At 72.8% G+C, this 20,065-nt stretch carries 17 protein-coding genes; 8 read left to right on the top strand and 9 right to left on the bottom strand.

Annotated features, from left to right (window positions below; all coding sequences use genetic code 11):
• Positions 1-146 precede the first annotated feature (146 nt).
• The gene (locus tag ON36_RS30445; protein WP_083885550.1) at positions 147-1,607 is read left to right on the top strand and encodes an MFS transporter; all 1,461 of its coding nucleotides are present in this window, start codon (positions 147-149) and stop codon (positions 1,605-1,607) included.
• 50 nt (positions 1,608-1,657) lie between these two features.
• Here the strand turns inward: ON36_RS30445 and ON36_RS30440 are convergent, their stop codons facing one another.
• Together ON36_RS30440 and ON36_RS30435 are read right to left on the bottom strand one after the other, a co-directional pair.
• Positions 1,658-3,862: a glycoside hydrolase family 3 C-terminal domain-containing protein gene (locus tag ON36_RS30440; protein ID WP_043660992.1), complete on the bottom strand. Its 2,205-nt coding sequence runs from the start codon at positions 3,860-3,862 to the stop codon at positions 1,658-1,660.
• Positions 3,863-3,969: 107 nt separating this feature from the next.
• Positions 3,970-4,338: a winged helix-turn-helix transcriptional regulator gene (locus ON36_RS30435; RefSeq protein WP_218001261.1), complete on the bottom strand. Its 369-nt coding sequence runs from the start codon at positions 4,336-4,338 to the stop codon at positions 3,970-3,972.
• A gap of 39 nt (positions 4,339-4,377) precedes the next feature.
• On the opposite strand from ON36_RS30435, the gene ON36_RS30430 reads away from it, so the two are divergent.
• A complete protein-coding gene (locus ON36_RS30430; RefSeq protein ID WP_043661028.1) occupies positions 4,378-4,809 on the top strand; it encodes a YybH family protein in 432 nt (143 codons plus the stop codon).
• Between the two features lie 55 nt (positions 4,810-4,864).
• Here ON36_RS30430 and ON36_RS30425 read toward each other — a convergent pair whose 3' ends face one another.
• The gene (locus ON36_RS30425) at positions 4,865-5,488 is read right to left on the bottom strand and encodes a hypothetical protein (protein ID WP_043660988.1); all 624 of its coding nucleotides are present in this window, start codon (positions 5,486-5,488) and stop codon (positions 4,865-4,867) included.
• Between the two features lie 295 nt (positions 5,489-5,783).
• Positions 5,784-6,095, bottom strand: a complete 312-nt coding sequence (locus ON36_RS30420; RefSeq protein WP_052314546.1) for an ArsR/SmtB family transcription factor — start codon at positions 6,093-6,095, stop codon at positions 5,784-5,786.
• Here ON36_RS30420 and ON36_RS30415 point away from each other — a divergent pair.
• Positions 6,069-6,452, top strand: a complete 384-nt coding sequence (locus ON36_RS30415; protein ID WP_083885549.1) for a putative quinol monooxygenase — start codon at positions 6,069-6,071, stop codon at positions 6,450-6,452. The genes ON36_RS30420 and ON36_RS30415 overlap by 27 nt on opposite strands.
• Here the strand turns inward: ON36_RS30415 and ON36_RS30410 are convergent.
• Positions 6,449-9,598 (bottom strand): acetyl-CoA carboxylase family protein, encoded by a 3,150-nt coding sequence (locus ON36_RS30410; RefSeq protein WP_043660986.1) that lies wholly within the window; start codon positions 9,596-9,598, stop codon positions 6,449-6,451. The genes ON36_RS30415 and ON36_RS30410 overlap by 4 nt on opposite strands.
• A gap of 48 nt (positions 9,599-9,646) precedes the next feature.
• Here ON36_RS30410 and ON36_RS30405 point away from each other — a divergent pair, with 48 nt between their 5' ends.
• The gene (locus ON36_RS30405) at positions 9,647-10,276 is read left to right on the top strand and encodes a TetR/AcrR family transcriptional regulator (RefSeq protein ID WP_043660985.1); all 630 of its coding nucleotides are present in this window, start codon (positions 9,647-9,649) and stop codon (positions 10,274-10,276) included.
• A gap of 1 nt (position 10,277) precedes the next feature.
• Here the strand turns inward: ON36_RS30405 and ON36_RS30400 are convergent, their stop codons facing one another.
• Positions 10,278-10,907: a LysE family translocator gene (locus ON36_RS30400; RefSeq protein WP_043660983.1), complete on the bottom strand. Its 630-nt coding sequence runs from the start codon at positions 10,905-10,907 to the stop codon at positions 10,278-10,280.
• Between the two features lie 135 nt (positions 10,908-11,042).
• Here ON36_RS30400 and ON36_RS30395 point away from each other — a divergent pair, with 135 nt between their 5' ends.
• On the top strand, positions 11,043-11,738 hold the full coding sequence (locus tag ON36_RS30395) for an LmeA family phospholipid-binding protein (protein ID WP_043660981.1): 696 nt from the start codon (positions 11,043-11,045) through the stop codon (positions 11,736-11,738).
• Between the two features lie 43 nt (positions 11,739-11,781).
• Here the strand turns inward: ON36_RS30395 and ON36_RS30390 are convergent, their stop codons facing one another.
• A complete protein-coding gene (locus tag ON36_RS30390; protein WP_043660979.1) occupies positions 11,782-12,387 on the bottom strand; it encodes a TetR/AcrR family transcriptional regulator in 606 nt (201 codons plus the stop codon).
• 40 nt (positions 12,388-12,427) lie between these two features.
• Positions 12,428-14,191 carry an AMP-dependent synthetase/ligase gene (locus ON36_RS30385; protein WP_043660978.1) on the bottom strand — a complete coding sequence of 588 codons (1,764 nt, stop codon included), beginning with the start codon at positions 14,189-14,191 and terminating at the stop codon, positions 12,428-12,430.
• 219 nt (positions 14,192-14,410) lie between these two features.
• Here ON36_RS30385 and ON36_RS30380 point away from each other — a divergent pair, with 219 nt between their 5' ends.
• The gene (locus ON36_RS30380; RefSeq protein WP_083885548.1) at positions 14,411-15,886 is read left to right on the top strand and encodes an FAD-dependent oxidoreductase; all 1,476 of its coding nucleotides are present in this window, start codon (positions 14,411-14,413) and stop codon (positions 15,884-15,886) included.
• On the opposite strand, the gene ligA is transcribed toward ON36_RS30380, so the two are convergent.
• Positions 15,883-17,874 carry an NAD-dependent DNA ligase LigA gene (gene ligA / locus ON36_RS30375; RefSeq protein WP_043660977.1) on the bottom strand — a complete coding sequence of 664 codons (1,992 nt, stop codon included), beginning with the start codon at positions 17,872-17,874 and terminating at the stop codon, positions 15,883-15,885. The two genes, ON36_RS30380 and ligA, sit on opposite strands and share 4 nt — an antisense overlap.
• A 71-nt stretch (positions 17,875-17,945) precedes the next feature.
• Here ligA and ON36_RS30370 point away from each other — a divergent pair, with 71 nt between their 5' ends.
• Positions 17,946-18,416, top strand: coding sequence for an SRPBCC family protein (locus ON36_RS30370; protein ID WP_043660975.1), 471 nt, complete (start codon positions 17,946-17,948; stop codon positions 18,414-18,416).
• A gap of 132 nt (positions 18,417-18,548) precedes the next feature.
• Positions 18,549-20,065 (top strand): 4Fe-4S dicluster domain-containing protein (locus tag ON36_RS30365; protein ID WP_043661022.1); only part of this gene is annotated, 1,517 nt, incomplete at its 3' end.

Below are 20,065 nucleotides of genomic sequence, written 5' to 3'. Positions count from 1 at the left end.
GGCGCGCCCCGGGCCGGCCGCGTGGCCTCCGTCACGGCCGAAACCGCCGCGCGAATCGGACCCCTGGGTCCACTATGGAGACATGTGGACGGTAGGGTCCACTTGCATGGCACAACCTCCACACCGGATCGAGGCGTGACGACGACATGACCGATCAGACGACCCGGGAGCCCGGAGCTCCCGCCGCCGGGCACCACCTCGGCGTCGACCTGCTGTTCCTGGCGCTGGCCGCCGCCGCGTTCGCGCTCGCGCAGACCGCGATCGTGCCCGGGGTGATGATCCTCGGGCACGAACTGGGCGCGAGCACCACCGACGTCGGCTGGGTGCTGACCGCCTACCTGATCTCCGCGGCCATCCTCACCCCGGTCTTCGGCCGCCTCGGCGACATGTACGGCAAGAAGAAGCTGCTGGTGGTGGCGCTGGGACTGTTCGCGCTCGGCAGCGTGGTCGGCGCGCTCGCGCCCTCGATCTGGGTGCTGGTGGCCGCGCGGGTCGTCCAGGGCGCGGGCGGCGGCATCTTCCCGCTCTGCTACGGCATCATCGGTGACACGTTCCCCGCCGAGAAGCGCGGCGGCGCACTGGGTCTGATCTCCGCGCTCGCCGGGATCGGCGCGGGCGGGGGCCTGCTCATCGGCGGCCTGCTGATCGACAACCTCTCCTGGCAGTGGGTCTTCTGGTCCGGCGCCATCATGTCGGTGATCGCGCTGCTGGGCGTGCTGCGGGTGCCCGAACGGCATCCGGCCGCGTCCGGGCGCATCGACGTCGCCGGGATCGCGCTGCTCGGCGTCGGCCTGACCATGCCGCTGCTCGCGCTGAGCCGGGGTTCGAGCTGGGGCTGGACCGACGCGCGCACCCTCGGCCTCCTCGCCGGCGGCCTGCTCGTGCTGGCCGGCTTCGTGGTCGTCGAGAACCGCACCCGCGAACCGCTCATCGACATGCGGGTGCTGCGCAGGCCCGCCGTCCTGATCACCAACATCGCCATGCTGCTCTTCGGCGCGGGCATGTTCGCGGTCTTCTCGCTCGTCCCCCAGCTCGCCCAGACCCCCGACACCGGCGACTACGGATTCGGCCTCGACGCGACGGGTTCGGGCCTGCTGATGATCCCGGGGTCGATCGCCATGCTGCTGGCGGCGGTGGTCACCGGGCGGCTCGTGACCCGCGTCCCGGCGGCGGTGCCGCTGGTCGCCGGGGCCGTGATCGCCGCCCTCGGCTTCGCCGCCCTGGCCGTGGCGCACGGATCCCGGGGCGCGGTCGTCGGGTTCACCGTGGTGACCTTCGTCGGCATCGGCCTCGGCATGGCCGCCATGCCCAACCTGATCATGGCCGCCGTGCCCGCGGAGAAGACGGCCGAGAGCACCGGGGTCAACGCCCTGATCCGCTCGGTCGGGTCGTCGATCGGCTCCCAGGTCGCGGCGTCGGTGCTGGCGGGCGGCGTCGTCGCGGGCACGCGCCTGCCCGCGGATTCGGCGTTCGCCACGGCGTTCTGGCTCGCGGCGGGCGCCTCGCTGCTGGCCGGTCTGGTCGCGGCGTTCATCCCGGGCAGGGGCGTCACCGCGACGGCCGCGGACGCGCCCGCCGAGGACCCGGCTCCCGTCCTGGTGAAGTAGGGCTCCCGCCGCGCGCCCCGGGGCCGCCTCGCGCTGCGGGGCGCGTGCCGTCAGCGGTCGTAGAGCGCCGCGAGCCGGTCGGGGGCGACACCGAAGTTCGCCAGGCGGCCCAGCGGCACCGACGCGATCAGTTTCAGCACGTCGACGCCGAGGGCCGCGCCGCCGTCGGGCCCGGGCGCGCCGAACGCTTCGGCCAGGATCGCCGCGGCGGCCGGGTCGGCGAGGGCTTCGCCCAGGGTGGAGTTCGCGGTGATCGGCAGGCGCACCGCGTCACCGGTCAGTGCGATCTCGGCCTCGGCGCGCAGGTCGCGGCTCGACGCCCCCGCCCACACCCGGTAGGTGCCGGGCTCGACCAGCCACCGGTCGGTCCGGGTGTCCCAGCAGGCGAGGTCGTCGCGGGCAATGGTGAGCGAGACGCTCTCGCGCGCACCGGGTTCCAGATCGGCGGTGACCGCGACCGCCTTCAGTTCCCGGATCGGCCGTGCGAGCGCCGAACCGGGCACGCCGGTGTAGATCTGCACGACCTCGCGACCTGCCCGCGCGCCGGTGTTGGTGACGTCGAGGCGCACCGTGATCGCCGAGTCCGCCTCGGTCAGCGTCAGCCCGGAGTAGCCGAAGCTCGTGTAGGACAGGCCGTGCCCGAAGGGAAAGGCCACCGCCGCCTCGCGGATGTCGTACCAGCGGTAGCCGACGAACAACCCCTCGCCGTAGCGGGCGTGCCCGTGCTCGCCGGGGAACCAGGGATAGGCCGGCACGTCCTGCAACCGCAGCGGGACGGTCTCGGCCAGCCGCCCGGAGGGGTTCACCACGCCGAACAGCACGTCGGCCAGCGCGCCGCCCCCGGCCTGCCCGAGCAGGGCGCCGTCGAGGACGGCGGGCGCCACGACCGGCGGCGGCCGCAGCACCCCGCCGTGCGAGAGCACGACCACGGTGTCGGGTCGCACGTCGAGCACGGCGGTCAGCAGGTCGATCTGGTCCGCGGGCAGGTCGATGTCGGTCCGGTCGAACCCCTCCGACTCCTGGCTCTCGGCCAGGCCGAGGAACACCACCGCGACCTCGGCCGCCGCGGCCGCGGCCACCGCCTCGGCGCGCAGCGCGGCCGGGTCCTCGCCCTCGGCGGCACCGAATCCGCGGCTGTAGGACACCGCGGCGTCGCCGGCGAGCGCCCTGATCTCGTCGACGGGCACGTCCAGGTGGGTCGGGTTCACGTGGGAGCTGCCGCCGCCCTGATAGCGGGGCTCGGCGGCGAAGGCGCCGATGACCGCCAGCGACCTGCCCGGCGCCAGCGGCAGCAGGTCACCGTCGTTGCGCAGCAGCACCACACATCGCGCGGCGACCTCACGGGCCAGGCGGTGGTGCTCGGTGTCGGAGAACTCGGGAACCTCGATCGCGCGGCCGCGCGCCACCCGCTCGGCCAGGTCGGCGACCCGGCCCGCGGCGCGGTCGACGTCGGCCTCGTCGAGCGAGCCCTCGGTCACCGCGGCCACCACCCGCGCGTCCCCGTCGCCGCCGCCGGGCATCTCGAGATCGAGCCCGGCGGCGACCGCGGCGGGGCGGTCGTCCACCGCGCCCCAGTCCGAGACCACGAGGCCGTCGAACCCCCATTCCTCGCGCAGGAGTTCGGTGAGCAGCCAGTGGTTCCGGGAGGCGTAGACGCCGTTGATCCGGTTGTAGGAGCACATCACCGTCCACGGCGCCGCGGTGCGCACGATGTGGGCGAAGGCGCGCAGGTAGATCTCGCGCAGGGTGCGCGGGTCGATGTCGGCGCTGATCCGCATCCGGTCGAATTCGGCGTTGTTGGCCGCGAAGTGTTTGAGCGAGGCGCCCACCCCGACGCTCTGCAGGCCGCGCACCCACGCCGCGCCGAGCAGTCCGGTCAGGACCGGATCCTCCGAGTAGTACTCGAAGTTGCGGCCGCCGCGCGGATCCCGCTTGATGTTGATCCCGGGGCCGAGCAGCACGTCGACCTCCAGCGCCCGCGCCTCGCAGCCGAGCGCGCGCCCGACCCGCTCGGCCAGCGCGGCGTCGAAGCTCTGACCCAGCGCGACGGCGGGCGGGAAGCAGGTCGCGGGCAGGCTGCCCGCCAGGCCGAGATGGTCGGTGGCACCGCTCTGGCGCCGCACGCCGTGCGGGCCGTCGGTCAGCATCACCGAGGCCACCGGGCCGAGGGCCTTGGTCGTCCAGAAGTCGGCGCCGCTGCCCAGCGCGGCGCGATCGCGCAGGGGCAGGGCGGTGAGATCGGCTCTGCTCGTCATCGAAGCTCCCTTGCCTGACGGTGCGGTCCGGACGGTGGTTCGGCGTCGCGCTCCAACCTAACCGCCCCACCCTGCCCGACCCGGCGATCGCCACCGCGGCGGCCGGGTCAGGGCGTGTCCATCAGCTCGCCTCCGGTCCGGTAGAGCTCGATCAGCAGCGGCCGGAGCGCGTGGCCACGGGCGGTGGGCGCGTAACTCGTCCGCACCGGGAATCCCGGCAGCGCGCGCCGTTCCACCAGGCCGCGCGCCTGCAGTTCCCGCAGCCGGTCGGTGAGGACCTTGGCGCTCAGGGTGGGCAGCAGGTCGCGCAGCTCGCCGAAGGAGCGCGGGCCGCCCAGCAGCTCGCGCAGCACCAGCGTCGTCCAGCGCCCGGAGACGGCCGCGAGCGCCACCTCGACCGGGCACTCCGGCGCCGGTGCCCGGGTGCGGCCCCGCGCGTCGGGGACGAGTTCGCCGTCCCACTCCGCGTCGGTCACCGTTTGGTTGCCCACGCGCGGGCGGGGTTCGCTGTGGTCATGGAGCAGAACAGTTCTCGGCACCCGTCCACCATCGCCCTGACCACCGATCCCCGGCAACACGCGGCGGTGTTCGCCGCGCGCTTCAACACCGGCGACGCCGCCGCCGTCGCCGGGGTCTACACCGACGACGCGGTGTTCGTGCCCGAGCCCGGCCGTCCCGTCACCGGGACCGCCCTGCGGGACGCGACGGCCGGGTTCCTCGCCCTCGGCCTGCCCATCCGGGTGCGGCCCCGGCACACCTACGTCGCCGACGACGTCGCCCTGCTGATCGTGGACTGGGACATCGCGGGCACCGATCCCGCCGGAATCCCGGTCCGGTTGCGGGGAACCGCCACCGATGTCGCCCGCCGCGGGAACGACGGACGCTGGCGATATGTGATCGACAATCCGTTCGGCACCGCCGGGGCCGAGATACGCGCGGGTCGGTGATCCGGAATACCGCGATCCGGCCGGGAGTCGCCTCCCGGCCGGATTCCGGACCCGCTCAGACCAATTCGGGGACGCGCAGGTGCGCGAAACCGAGCCGGAATTCCGCGACCTCGAGCACCTCGGCGCCCATGTTCCCGGTCACGACCGTGCGAATCCGGTCGGTCTGCTCGCGGCTGCTCTCCAGTTCCTCCCGGCCGGCCCAGACCGTGGAGCCGACACCGCGCCCGCTCGCCCGGTCGACGAACAGGCTCGCGCTGCGGAATCCCTCGATCTTCTCCAGTTCCGGCAGCAACATGGTCTTGAACGTCTCGATCGCCCGGTCGACCCGCGCGGGATCCATCCGGACCCAGGTGCACCGGGTGCAGGCGCTCGCGCCGGCCAGATGATCGCGGTGCATGACCGCGACCTCCCATTCCTCGACTTTCTCGACCGGCCCGTTGAGCGCCAGCGCGAGTCCGTCGCGCAGCGACTCGATGCGGGGGCGGCTCGCCAGCAGCGTGTCCTCGGAGTCCCACGCGGTCGTGGCGATACAGCGACCGGACTGCCGGTCCATCATCAGTGACATACCGACCCACCCGTCGATCTCCGGCAGGCGTGCCATCAGTTCGTTGCGCAGAAACGCGACCCCGTTGTCGATCGACGACCGCTGGGCCGCGAACGTGGTCGAACGTGCGTACACGGGCCACCTCCTACCCGGGTAAGGGTGATGCCCCGGTGGCACCACCGGACATACCCACTGTCCTCCGCCGCGGGGGTCCGCACAATGGCACAAATATTCCGCCGCCCGGGTATTGACACCGGACGAATACGGAGCACACTGGATATACACCGGAACACCGGAGAAACGCTTTTCCCGCCGACCGAGACGTCGATCGACCGGAGAAACGATTCTCGAGGATTCGGCCAAGCCCCCGGCAAGCCAGTCGAATACCGGAGTTGTCAGCGACGACTGCACTTCAGGAATTCGATGGAGACTACCGGGGACTGTTCTGTGTGGGGGATGTCCGCGACCCGTCGCCCGTCGCGCCGATCTCGGCGCGGAGCAGGGCGATCAGCGCCGGGAATCGCGCGGTCAGGTCCGCGGTCCGCAGCCGCGCCATATTGCTGTTCCCCCGGTTCACCTGATGGATCAGGCCCGCTCGGCGCAGTACACGGAAATGGTGCGTGAGCGTCGCTTTCGACACCGGCAGGCCGAAGGACGCGCAGGTCCGCTCGGTCCCGTCGGGCGCAGCGAGCAGCCCGAGCACCACGGTGCGCCGATGATCGTCGGCGAGGGCGGCGAACACCTCCCCCCAGGTCGATGTCGGCGACGGCGGGTTCGTCGTCTCCCGGCGCTGGTCGGCTTCGCCCATGCCGAACCCGAGCGCGCCGCGGACCTGCGCGACCTGCTGCTGTCGTTCGTCGCCCCGACCCGCGCGGAGGACGGCGCCCTCGAGTACCACTTCCACGAGGACGCGAACCGCCCCGGCACCTTCGTCTTCTACGAGGTGTGGCGATCCGGGGCCGACCTCGAACGGCACCTGGCGCTGCCCGCCCTGCGGACGTTCTGGGACACCCGCATGGACTACCTCGAACGCGATCTCGACATCCGCTGGCTGACCATGCACAGCGCCTACCCGCGCGAGGTGCCCGCCGCGAGCTAGAGGGTGGCGATCCAGCGGCGGGAATCGGCGGGGTCGATGACGTCGTCGATCTCGAGCAGGGTGGCCGCGTGCAGCGCCCGGCCGTTGGCGTAGGCGAGGGCGACGAGGTTGTCGAAGGTCTCCGCGCGGCGCCCGGGATCCTCGATCGCGGCCAGTTCCTTGGCGAAGCCGAGCCGCACGGCACCCTCGAGGCCCATGCCGCCGATCTCGCCGGTGGGCCAGGCGACGACGAAGCCGGGGGCGCGGAACGACCCGGCGGCCATCGCCTGCGCGCCGAGCCCGTAGCCCTTGCGCAGGATGATCGTGCCGAACGGCACGCGCAGCGCGGCGGCCTCGGCGAAGAGCCCAGCGAACCGGGTCACCACGCCCTCCTTCTCGATCTCCGGGCCGACCATGAAACCCGGTGTGTCGCAGAGCGAGACGATCGGCAGGCCGTGGGCGTCGCACAGCCGAAGGAACGCGCGCAGCTTGTCCGCCGCGGGCGCGTCGATGGCGCCGCCGAGGTGATGGCAGTCGTTGGCGACGAGCCCGAACGCCCGTCCCTCCACCCGCACGAGCGCGGTGACGATGCCGACGCCCCAGTCGCGGCGCAGTTCGAGTACCGAGCCGACGTCGGCGACCGACGCCACGGCGGCGCGGATGTCGAAGGCGCGCAATCGGTCCTCGGGCACCACGTGCCGCGACACGCGCGGGTCCGGGGCCGCCCAGTCGCGCAGCGGACCCTGGAAGTAGGCGAGGTAGTCGCGGGCGATCGCGACGGCCTCGGCCTCGTCACGGGCGACGATGTGCACGACGCCGTTGCGGCGCTGGACCTCGACGGGGCCGATGTCCTCGGGCCGGTACACGCCGAGGCCGCCGCCCTCGATCATGGCGGGCCCGCCCATCCCGATGTTCGCGTCGGGTGTCGCGATGACGACGTCGCACATGCCGAGCAGGGCGGCGTTTCCGGCGAAGCACCGCCCGGACACGACGCCGATCAGCGGGACCCGGCCCGAGAGCGCCCCCATGGCACGGAAGGTGGTGACGTCGAGTCCGGAGAAGCCGGCCTGATCGGTGTCGCCGGGGCGTCCGCCGCCGCCCTCGGTGAAGAACACCACCGGCAGCCGGCGCTCGTGGGCGAGTTGGAGCATGCGGTCGGTCTTGGCGTGGTTGCGCACGCCCTGCGTGCCCGCCAGCACCGAATAGTCGTAGGACAGCACGACCGCGCGGGCCTCGCGCGGACCGAACCGGTCGGCGTTGATCGTCGCGATGCCCGCGACGAGACCGTCGGCCGGGGTGTTGGCGATGAGGTCCTCGGCGCCGCGGCGGCGGCTCTGCGCCGCGACCGCGAGGCCGCCGTACTCGACGAAGCTGCCCGCGTCGACGAGGTCGTCGATGTTCTCCCGGGCGGTGCGCCTGCCGAGGCGGTGGCGTTTGGCGACCGCCTCGGGCCGGGCGGCGTCGAGGGTGACCGCGTGCCGCTGCCGCACTTCGGCGAGGTCGGGGCGCACGGCGTCCAGGTCGACGGCGGCGGCCGCCACGGTCTCGCCGTCGTGGTCGGCGTCGGCCGCGACGAGCAGCACGGCGTGCGGGTCGACGGTGTCGCCCGGCGTCACCGCGTGCCGCAGCACCCGCAGCGGCCGTTCGGCCCGCACCACGTGCTGCATCTTCATCGCCTCGAGCACGGCGACCTCGGCGCCCGCGCCCAGCACCGCGCCGGGCGCGGCCACGCTCACCACGGTGCCGCCCATCGGGGAGCGCACCGCCCACTCGTCCGGTGCGAGCGCGGGCGCCTCCGGGTCGGGTCCGGTGTCGGTGGTGCCGTACCGCGCCGCCCGGTCGAGCACCTCGCCGGTGTTGTCCTGGAACCAGGCCGTGGTGACCGGGCCGTCGAGCAGGTCGAGGACGGCCCGCAGGACCGCGGTGTTGGTGTCGACGCCGGTGACCGTCAGCTCCGCCAGCGCGTCCGCGCAGCGCCGCACCGCCGTGGCGAACGACGGGCCGCGCGCGACGACCTTGGCCAGCAGCGAGTCGAAGCGGGTGCCGTGGCGCAGCCCCGCGCGGGCGGCGGTGTCCACGCGGACGCCGGTGCCGGTCGGCGCCGAGAAACCCGTGACGGTCCCGCTGGTCGGCAGCGGCGCCCCGTCGGCGGCGACGCGTTCGGCGTTGACGCGGGCCTGCACGGCGACACCGCGCGGCGCGTGCCCGAGGTCCAGGTCCGCCAGCGCGGCACCACGGGCCAGGTCGAACTGGACGCCGACCAGGTCCGCGCCGGTGATCTCCTCGGTGACGGTGTGCTCGACCTGCAACCGGGGATTGACCTCGAGGAACCATCCGCGGCCGTCGGCCACCAGGAACTCGACGGTGATCACGCCCCGGCACCCCGCGGCTTCGGCGAGGCGCTCGGCGTCGCGGTGCAGCCGTTCCCGCAGGGCGGGGTCCAGCGCGGGCGCGGGCGCGATCTCGACGAGCTTCTGGTGGCGGCGCTGCACGCTGCAGTCGCGGTCGCCGAGCGCGGTCGCCCGGGTGCCGTCGGCGACGATCTGCACCTCGACGTGCCGGGCGCCGGTGATCAGCGCCTCGGCGTAGACGGTGCCGTCGCCGAAGGCGGCCAGCGCCTCGGCCCGGCACCGGTCGTAGGCGTCGGCGATCCCGCCCGGCGCACGGACCGTCCGCATGCCGCGCCCGCCACCGCCCGCCGCGGCCTTGATCATGATCCCGGCCGGGTGCCGCGCCAGGAGGTCCGCCATCGCCGCGGGGTCGGCGGCCGCCGTCGCGGGGAGCACCGCCACGCCCGCCTTCTCCGCGGCGGCGCGGGCGGCCACCTTGTCGCCGAAGGTGCGCAGGACCTCCGGCGCGGGCCCGACGAACACCAGGTCCGCTGCCGCGCACGCGGCCGCCAGTTCGGCGCTCTCGCTGAGGAATCCGTACCCGGGATGGACGAGGGCTCCCGGCCCGGCCGTGCGGGCTGCCGCCACCACGGCGCCGACGTCGAGGAAGGCCGGGGCGCCCTCGGCGGGCAGCGCGACCGCGGTGTCGGCCAGGCCGACCGCGAGCGAGTCGCGCTCCTCGCCGGTGTGCAGGACATGTGTGCGATAGCCGCGTTCCCGCGCGCTGCGCACGATCCGGACGGCGATCTCGCCCCGGTTCGCCACGACGACATCCATACCGCGATCGTCATTGACATTGACGTCAATGTCAATGACGATCGGCCGGTGGCCTCCTCCAGCTGGTCGGTGCGCGATGCGCGGGAACGCTCCGACACCGACCGTCATCGCGCCCTGCTCGACGCCGCCGCGCGCGTGTTCGACGCCCGCGGCTACGACACGACCACCGTCGCCGACATCACCGCGGAGGCCGGGGTGTCGCGGGCGACCCTGTACGTGTACTTCGCGTCCAAGGAGGAGATCTTCCTCGCGCTTGCCGCCCGCACCCGCGACAGTTTCCTGGCCGCGCAGCAGCCGGAGCTCGTCGACGACGATCCGCGCGCGATGCTGCGCGCCACCTTCGCCGCGGTCGCGGACGCGGTCCTCGACGCCGGTTCGCTGCTGCGGCTGATCGAGGACCGCGCCGCCGTGGATCCCCGGGTCGCCGCCATCGCCGCCGAGATCGCCGAGCGGCCGGTCCGGCGGTTCACCCGCTACCTCGACCGGCAGACCCGCCTCGGCCGGATGGCCCCCGTCGCCGCGCCGAGGGTGATCGCCGAGACCCTCACCTACGCCGTCACCCACGGGGTCCTGGCCCGCCGCGACCGCGACCCGCGCACGCGGGCCGCCTACCTCGACGAGGTGCGCGCGATGGCCGAGACCCTGCTCGGCGTGCGGGATCGACCGGCGTGTCCCTGAGTCAGGACTCGGTGGCCAGGCGGATGCCGAAGCCGACGAGGACGACGCCGGTGAGCGCGTCGAGGCGGCGGCGGATCCGCGCGGTCCGCATCCAGGCCGACAACGAGCCCGAGGCGGCGACCAGCGTGCCGCAGTAGAGCGCGGTCAGGGCGATGTAGAGCAGGCCGAAACCGAGGGTCGTCCAGGCCGGGGAGTATCCGGCGGGAACGAAGCCGGGCAGGAAGCTGACGAACAGCACGCCGATCTTCGGGTTGAGGATGTCGGTGAGCAGGCCCGCGCCGAAGTTGCCCATCCGGTCCAGCGGCGCGGCCGCGGTGGTGGCGTCGGGCACGGCGCGCTCGGCGGGGCGCCGCAGCGCGCGCAGGGACTGCGCGCCGATCCAGACCAGGTAGCAGGCGCCGAGGATCTTCAGCGCCTCGTAACCGATCTCGCTGGCGCGCAACAGCGCGGACAGGCCGAGGACCGCCGCCAGCACCCATACCGCGAGCCCGCACAGCACACCGAGGGCCGTGCGGATCCCCGCGGCACGGCCGCCGCGCACGAGCGCGCGCACCACGACGAGGGTGTCCGGTCCCGGCAGCACGACCAGCACGGTCGCGGCGAGGGTGAAGGACAGAACGGCACCGAGCATCCGATCAGTCTAGACGGGACGAAACCCCAGCTCACCGGGCCCGGTCGCCGCGACGGCGACGGCCACCCCCGGCGCGGAACCGTCGCGGCGGGCCGATCCACAGCATGATGGTGGGATGGGCGAGAGGCGGAATCCATGCGCGCAGTGCTGATACTCCTCGCGGTCGCGGTGATCGCCGTGATCGTCGGCGACCGGGTCGCGCTGGTCACGGCGGAGAACGAGATCGGGCGCCGGATCGCCGCCGAGTACGATCTCGCGGCGGAACCGGACGTCGGCATCGGCGGCTTCCCCTTCCTGACCCAGGCCGTGGCGGGCAGCTACCCCGACGTCGACATCCGGGTCGGCGACTGGAGCGGGAGCGACCTCACCGTCCACGATCTCGACGTGGCCCTCACCGATGTCTCGGCACCCCTCGAGGACGTCTTCCGCCGGCGCGCGTCGAATCTCGTCGCCACCACCGCGACGGCCACGGCGGTGGTGCCCTACGACGTCGTGCGCGACTACGCGCCCTCGGGCGTCGAGTCGATCTCCGACAGCCCGAACGGCCTGCGCGTGACGGGACGGTTCCCGGTGGCCGGAATCTCGGTGCCCGCCACGGTTTTCGTGACGGTGGCGGTCACCGACACCGGACTGGAGGTCACCCCGGTCTCCGCGCAGTCCACGCTCGGCGGACCGGCCATCCCGCTGACCGCGCTCCAGCGCTCCCTGACCTTCGTCGTCCCGCTGCGCCAACTGCCGCTCGGCGCGCGGGTGACGGCGGTCGCGCCCGGCCCCGACGGTCTCCACGCGACCGCGGTCGCTCACGACGTCCGCCTCTCCGACCTGCCCTGACCCCTCCGGTCCACGAGGCCGCGCACGGCTCGCGCGCCGCGTCCTACAGTCGCGGCAGCACCGATTCCGCCAGTGCGACAAGGGTTTCGGTGAGGACCGTGCGCACCTGCGCCTCGGTGAGCTGGTCGCGCTCGACCCACTCGCGCATGGCCGCCTTGATCAGGCCGCCGTAGGCCCGCACGACGGCCGTCGCCGTCTCCCGGTCGGCGCCGGCGAAACCGATCGAGTCGAGCACCCGGGCGGCGGCCTGGTCGTCGGCCTCGTCGAGGATCGCGCGCACCTCGGCGTCGGCGACGCCGTCGGCGCCGACCGCGACCCAGGTGCGCGCGTGCGCGCCCATCGCGGTGACCAGCCAGGCGACCAGCGCCTCGACGCGCTCGCGCAGCGAGCCCGAGGGCAGGTGCACCTCCTCGAGCGGCGGCACGAAGCGCAGGGCGCGCACGACCTCGAGATACAGGTCGCGTTTGGTGCCGACATAGTGATGTACCAGCGCCCGGGTGACGCCGGCGTCCTTGGCGATGGCGGCCATCTGCACCGCGGCGTACGGCTGTTCGCCGAACGCCCGGACGGCCGCGTCGAGGATGTCGGCGTGGCGCTCGTCGGGGCCACGCCGCCGCCAGCGCGGCTCCCGGGACGTGTCGGCGGTCATGACCCCGATGGTGTCACACGCGCCGGCGCGGCCGACGAGCTCATCTCGCGTAGAGCGCGTCGATACGCTCGGCGTACTTGGCGTTGATGGGGGCGCGCTTGAGCTTCATCGTGGGGGTGAGCTCGTCACCGCCGGGCAGCCAGTACACCGGCAACACCTCCCAGGTCCGGATGTGCTCGACCCGGGACAGCCGGGCGTTGGCGGCCTCGACCGCCGCGCCGATCGCGGCCAGCAGCGCGGGGTGGGCGACGAGGCCGGGCAGCGACTCGGGGGTGGCGTCCCCGAGCCCGGCGCGGGCCGCGAACACCGCGGCCGCGTCGGGGTCGAGAGTGATCAGCGCCGCGATGTGCGGGCGCTTGTCGCCGAGGGCGACCACCGAACCGACCAGCGCGCTGGCCGCTTTCAGCGCGCCCTCGATGTTGGACGGCGACATGTTCTTGCCGCCGTCGTTGATGATGAGTTCCTTCTTGCGGTCGACGATGCTGAGGTAGCCGTCGACGAGCGTGCCGATGTCGCCGGTGTGGATCCAGCCGTCGGCGTCGAGGGTCTCGGCGGTGCGTTCCGGATCGTCCCGGTAACCGCGCATCACGCCCCCTCCGCGCACGAGCACCTCACCGTCGCCGGCGAGGCGGATCTCGGTGCCGGGGATCGCCGTGCCGACCGTGCCGTAACGCGGGCTGCCCGCCGGGTTCACCGTGGTGACCGCCGAGGTCTCCGACATGCCCCACGCCTCGAGCACCGGAACACCCAGTGCCAGCATGAATTCCAGGGCCGCGACGTCGATCGGCGCCGCGCCGGACACGGCCGCGACCAGCTGGTCGAAGCCCAGCGAGGCGCGCAGCGGCGACAGCACCAGCGCATCGGCCTCGGCGAACTCCTTCGCGTCGGCCGCGCTCACCTCGGCGCCCGCCACGATCGCGGCCGCCCGCCGCCTGCCGACCGCGAGCGCCCGGCGCAGGGCGGCTCCCGCCTCGCCGGTCGCGGCGGCGACCTTCGCCTCGACCGCGCCCTTGAGCTTGTACCAGAGCATGGGAACGGCGACGAAGAACGTCGGGTGCACGCGGCCGAGGACCTCGAGGAGGGACTTCGGGTCGTCGACGTCGGTCACGGTGCCGCCGAAGTACATCGGCGCGTACTGGCAGATCCAGCGGTTGATCAGGTGCGCGTCGGGCAGGTAGGAGATCAGCCTGCCGTCGCTCAGGTCGCCGACGACCTCGACGATCACCTCGAGCTGGTAGAGCAGGTTGCCGTGGGTGAGTTCCACGCCCTTGGGATTGCCGGTCGTGCCGCTGGTGTAGATGAGGGTCAGCACGTCCTCGCGGGTCACCGCCCGCCAGGCCGCGTCGAAGTCGAAGTCCGGGGCGCCGCGTCCGGCGAGCTCGGCGAGCGACAGCGTCCCCTCCGCGCCGTCGACCGTGACGACGTGCTCGACCGACGAGCCGTCGGCGGCCTCGCGCACCCGGGCGAGGAACTGCTCCTCGGTGACGACCACGCGCGGGCGGGCGTTGTCGAACAGATAGCGGACCTGCGGCGCGGCACTGGTGTTGTACACCGAGAACGCCACCGCACCCAGGTGCATGATCGCGGCGTCGACGAGGTGGAACTCGGGCCGGTTGGTCAGCATCAGGCCGACCGTGTCGCCGTGCCGCACGCCCAGCGCCGCGAGCCCGGCCGCGAGCTCGCGGACCCGGCGCCCGTACTCGCCCCAGGTGATCTCGAGGCCGCCGTCGGCGCGCCGCAGGGCGACCTCGTCGGGGCGTTGCGCAACCCGGCGCTGGAAGTGCGCGCACAGACTCTCGGACATGGACCACTCCTCGGATCATCTATTTGGCATGACGCCAAATAGATGATGCCCAGCAATTGGCGTCAAGTCAACAAGTGGCCGCGCCCGCCGCGCCTCGCCCACCGACGGATCGTTCTCCCGATGACCGGGAGACCCTCGCACGCCCGCTCGCCCCCCGACCTACCGTGGCCCGCACCCACCCGAGCGGCGCCCGGCCCGGCGCCGAGGAGAGGACTCCGGATGAGCGCCCGTGTGCCCGTGACCCCGATCGATGCCGGCCGGATCACCGCCTACGACCACGAGACCGACGTCCTGATCGTCGGCTACGGCTGCGCGGGCGCCGCCGCGGCGCTGGAGGCCGACGCGGCGGGCGCGGCGGTGATCCTGCTCGAGCGCCAGAGCGGCGCGGGCGGCTCCTCGGCGCTGTCGGGCGGGGAGATGTACCTGGGCGGTGGCACCCCGATCCAACGGGCGTGCGGCTTCACCGACACCCCCGAGGCCATGGAGGCGTTCCTGCTCGCGGCACTGGGACCCGATGCCGACCGCGAGAAGGTCGGCCTCTACAGCCGCTCCGGCGTCGAGCACTACCACTGGCTCGCCGGCCACGGCGTCCCGTTCAAGCCGTCGCTGTGGGACTCCCCCACCTGGGTGCCGCCGACCGACGACGGCCTGATGTGGATGGGCGAGAACGCTCATCCCTTCGACACGATCGCCGCCCCCGCGCCCCGTGGCCACCGCGTCACCTCCGACGGCTTCGGCGGCAAGGTGCTCATGGCCGTGCTGAGCGAGGCGATCGCCGGCACCGGCGTCGCCGTCCACACCGACACCGCCGCGCTGCGCCTCGTCGTCGAGGACGGACGCGTCGTCGGCCTGGTCGCGCGGCACTTCGACGCCACCGTCACCTACCGCGCGCGCCGCGGAGTCGTCCTCACGACGGGCGGTTTCGCCGACAACGCCGAGCTGGTCGCCCAGCACGCGCCCCAGCTCGTCGGCCTCGGCGTCAACAGCGACGGCGGCGACGACGGGCGCGGCATCGTGATGGCGCAGGCCGCCGGCGCGGCGGTCCGGCACATGTCCGCCGCGCAGGTCGGCATCTCCCTGGTGCCGGGGATGATGGTGCGCGGCATGATCGTCGACAAGCTCGGCCGTCGGTTCGTCAACGAGGACGTCTACCCGGGCCTGGTCGGCCAGGCCGCGCTCTACAAGCACGACCTCGAGGTGTGGGTGATCCTCGACGAGCAGGGCTACGAAGAGGTCCCCGTCGAGGAACGCTGGGGCGTGCGGCCGCATCACGTCGCGGAGACCCTGGCCGAGCTCGAACAGGAGATCGGCATGCCCGAGGGCGCGTTGCGGACCACCGTCGGCGAGTACAACCGCTTCGCCGAGCGGGGCGAGGACCCGTACTTCCACAAGGCGGCGCGCTGGCTGCGGCCCCTGCGGCCGCCGTTCGCGGCGATCGATGTCCGCCGCGGCATGGCGCCGCCCGAGTACGGCGACGGCGGCACCGCGCGCGGCGGCGCCGAGGTCTTCACCCTCGGCGGGCTGCGCACCACCGTCGACGGCCACGTCCTCGACCTCGACGGCAGGCCGATCCCCGGACTGTTCGCCGCCGGGCGCGCCACCTCCGGCCTGCACGCGTGGGGCTACATCAGCGGCACGTCCCTCGGCGACGGCACCTTCTTCGGCCGCCGCGCCGGGACCGCCGCCGCCGGCTAGACGATCTTCGCCTCGATCAGCAGGTCCCAGATCTGGGCCTGGTCGACCACCTCGACACCGAGCTTCTCCGCCTTGGCCAGCTTGCTGTCGCCCACCCCGGCGCCGGTGATCAGCAGGTCGGTGTTGGCCGAGACCGAGGAGGCCGCGGTCGCGCCCGCCTGCTCGCACAGCCGCTGGAAGGTGGGACGCGCGACCTTCTCACCCGAGCGCGGATCGCTGATCGCGCCGGTGATCACCACGGTCTTGTCCGCGAGGGGCGCGCCTGCGGCGACGACGGGCGGCAGGTCCTCGGCCCGGACGTCGAGGCTGACCCCCGCGGCGCGCAGCCGCTCGAGTTCCGGACGCAGCCGCGACAGGTGCTCGGTCAGCGAGGCGGCCACCTTCGGGCCGATGTCCTCCACCGACACCAAGCGCTCCTCGCCCGCGTCGGCGACCTCCTCCAGGGAGGCGAACCCGGACCGGGCCAGCCGGGCGGCGGTGCCGTCGGAGGCCATCGGGATCGCCAGCCCGATCAGGGCGCGCCGCAGCCCGACTCCCCTGCTCGCGTCGATCGAATCGATCATGCGGGCCGCGGAAACCTCACCGACCCGGTCGAATTCGAGCAGCTGTTCCTTGGTGAGGGTGTAGAAGTCCGACGGGTGTTCCAGAATGCCCGCCTCGGCGAGGCGTTCGATCCACACCGGCCCGATGGCGTCGATGTCGGCGGCCGCGCGCGAGGCCCAGTGGATGAGCCTGCGGACGGTCTGCGCCGGGCAGGCCACGTTGGTACAGAACAACTCCCGGCTGTTGCCCTGCTCGGTGACCGGCTGCGCGCACGACGGGCACACCGACGGCGGCACGATCTCGCGCTCCTGCCCCGTGCGGGCCGACGCGTCGAGCACCCCGGCGACGAACGGGATCACGTCGCCCGCGCGGCGCACCAGCACCGTGTCACCGACCTTGATATCGCGCGCGCGGATCACCTCCTGGTTGGCCAGCGTGGCCTTGGTGACCGTGGTGCCGCCGACGAACACCGGCTCGAGCCAGGCCACCGGCACGATCTTGCCGGTCTTGCCCACGTCCCACACCACCTCTTTCAGCAGCGTGGTCTTCTCCTCGGCGGCGAACTTGAAGGCCAGGGCGCCGCGCGGGGAGTTCGAGCGGGTGCCCGCGGCGGCGTAGGCGTCGCGGTCGGCCAGCCGCAGCACGGCGCCGTCGATGTCGTAGTCGAGGTCGTTGCGGCCCTGCTCGATCGCGGTGATCGCCGCCTGCGCGGCCGCGGCGTCGGCGCAGTGCGTCATCCGCGCGCCGACGATGCCGAGCGCGCCGAGCCCGTCGGCCAGGTCGACGGCGGCGCCGCCCTCGGCGGCGTCGAGGTCGAAGCCGAAGAACTGCAGGCGCCGCTCGGCGACCGTGGCCGGGTCCTTGGCCCGTAGCGTGCCCGCCGCGGCGTTGCGCGGGTTGATCAGCGGCTTGTCCGGGTGCGCGGTGTTGTAGGCGGCGAAGGTCGACCGCAGCATGACCGCCTCGCCGCGGACCTCCACCCGCCCCGGTAGCCCGATGCGCTCGGGCACGCCGTCGACGAGGGCGCGCACGAGCATCGTCACGTCGTCGCCGGTGGTGCCGTCGCCGCGCGTGATCGCCCGCGCGAAGCGCCCGTCCTCGAAGACCAGCGCCAGCGACAGCCCGTCGAGCTTCGGCATGACCACGACGGCCTGGCCGGGGAAACGGTCGAAGAACGCCGCGACCTGTTCGGGCTTGGTCGCCTTCTCCAGCGACAGCATCGGGCGCGAATGCCGCACGGGAGCGTGCAGCACGCCGGGCGCGCCGACCTGATCGAGGGGATTGGGATCGGGCGCGAGGCCGGGATGCGCCTCGATCAGCGCCCGCAACTCGTCCTCGACCGCGTCGTAGTCGGCATCGGCGACCAGCGGCGAACCCTGGTAGTAGGCCTCCCGCAACACGACGACACGGTCGGCGAGCTCTTGGATACGTTCCCCTGTTTCCACGCACCAGACGGTACCGACACCCACCGACAGCGCGACGCTGCGCGGCCGTGCGCGCCGTAGGATCGGGGATCATGAGCCGGATCGATCGCGCCAGTCGTGTCGTCGCCGCCGCCCCGGCGACCGTCTACGACGCGCTGCTCGACCCGGACGCGCTGCTCGCGTGGCTGCCGCCGCAGGGCATGACCGGCAGGCTCGCGCACTGGGATCCCCGGCCCGGCGGCAGTTTCCGGATGATCCTGACCTACCTCGATTCCTCGGCCACCCCCGGCAAGTCCGGCGACGGCACCGATGTCGTCGAGGTGGGCTTCGCCGAACTCGTCCGCCCCGACCGGGTCGTGCAGCGCGCCGTCTTCGACACCGACGACCCGGCGTACTCCGGCACCATGACGATGACCTGGGAGTTCACCGCCGTCGGCGACGCGACGCGGGTGACCGTCACCGCGACCGGCGTGCCGCCGGGCATCGACCACGACGTCCACGAAGCCGGGATCGCCTCGTCGCTGGCCAATCTCGCGGCCTTCGTCGAGGCCCGCCCCGCCTGACACCCGCCGCCCGCTCATCGCGCCGCGGGTCTTCCCGCGCGCCGATTCGGGTGCTACGTTGACCACACCGCAAGTTACTCGCGAGTAACTTGCGGGCTGTCACCATCGGGGCTCGGAACGGGGGAAGCTCGCATGAATACCGCGACAATCACTTTGGGGATCATCGGCGCCGCTGTCACGCTGTACTGCTGGCTGACGCTGGCGCGCGGGGCGACACGCATGATCCGCGTCCTGCGGTCCGGCCGGCCGGACTCCTCGCGGCTGCGCCCGGTCCTGCCGCGACTGCGGACCGTCGCCGTCGAAGTCGCCGCGCACACGCGCATGAACAAATTCCGGACCGTCGGCTGGGCGCACTGGCTGGTGATGGTCGGTTTCCTGCTCGGCATGGTCTTCTATTTCGAGTCCTACGGCCAGACCTTCGATCCCGGGTTCGGCTGGCCGATCATCGCCGACACGGCGCTCTATCACCTCCTCGAGGAGATACTGGCCCTGGCCACGATCGTCGGCATCCTCACCCTGATCGTCATCCGCCAGCGCAATCACCCGCGCCGCCCCGAGCGGCTGTCCCGGTTCGGCGGATCGAACTTCCTCGCCGCCTACCTGATCGAGACCATCGTGCTCGTCCACGGCCTCGGCGACATCCTGGTCAAGGCGTCCCGCATCGCCACCTACGGCGGCGGGCACGCCTCCACCGACTGGATCACCCTGCGGGTCGCGCACCTGCTGCCGGCCGAACCGGTGCTCATCTCGGTGTTCGCGTTCGTGAAGATGCTCGCGGGCGCCGCCTTCCTCTACCTCATCGGCCGCCACCTGACCTGGGGTGTGGCCTGGCACCGCATCTCGGCCTTCGCCAACATCTACTTCAAGCGCGAAGCCGACGGCGGCGTCGCCCTCGGCGCGGTCGCGCCGATGATGTCGGACGGCAGGATCCTCGACATGGAGACCGCCGACCCGGAGGTGGACACCTTCGGCGCGGGCAGGATCGAGGATTTCTCCTGGAAGGGCATCCTCGATTTCACGACCTGTACCGAGTGTGGTCGCTGCCAGTCGCAGTGCCCGGCGTGGAATACCGGTAAGCCGTTGTCGCCGAAGCTGTTGATCATGTCGCTGCGTGATCACGGCTACGCCAAGGCCCCCTACCTGCTCGCCGGTGGCCGCAAGGACATGGGCGGCGAGGAGATCGGCCTGGTCGACGCCGAGGGCAACGTCAAGGAATCGGCGCTGGCCAAGATCCCCGAGGCCGCCCGCGCCGAGGCCGAGCGTCCGCTGGTCGGTGGCGAGGACGTGCACGGCGTCATCGATCCCGAGGTGCTGTGGTCGTGCACGACCTGTGGCGCGTGTGTGGAGCAGTGCCCGGTCGATATCGAGCACGTCGATCACATCATCGACATGCGCCGCTACCAGGTGCTGATCGAGTCGGAGTTCCCCGGCGAGCTGGCCGGGTTGTTCAAGAACCTCGAGAACAAGGGCAACCCGTGGGGCCAGAACGCCAAGGACCGGCTGAACTGGATCAACGAACTCGATTTCCAGATCCCGGTCTACGGTAAGGACGCCGACAGCTTCGACGGCTACGAATACCTGTTCTGGGTCGGCTGCGCCGGCGCCTACGAGGACCGGGCCAAGAAGACCACCAAGGCGGTGGCCGAACT

Source organism: Nocardia thailandica NBRC 100428 (genome assembly GCF_000308795.1).
Taxonomy (GTDB): Bacteria; Actinomycetota; Actinomycetes; order Mycobacteriales; family Mycobacteriaceae; genus Nocardia; species Nocardia thailandica.
This window is presented reverse-complemented; position numbering and strand designations above follow the sequence as displayed.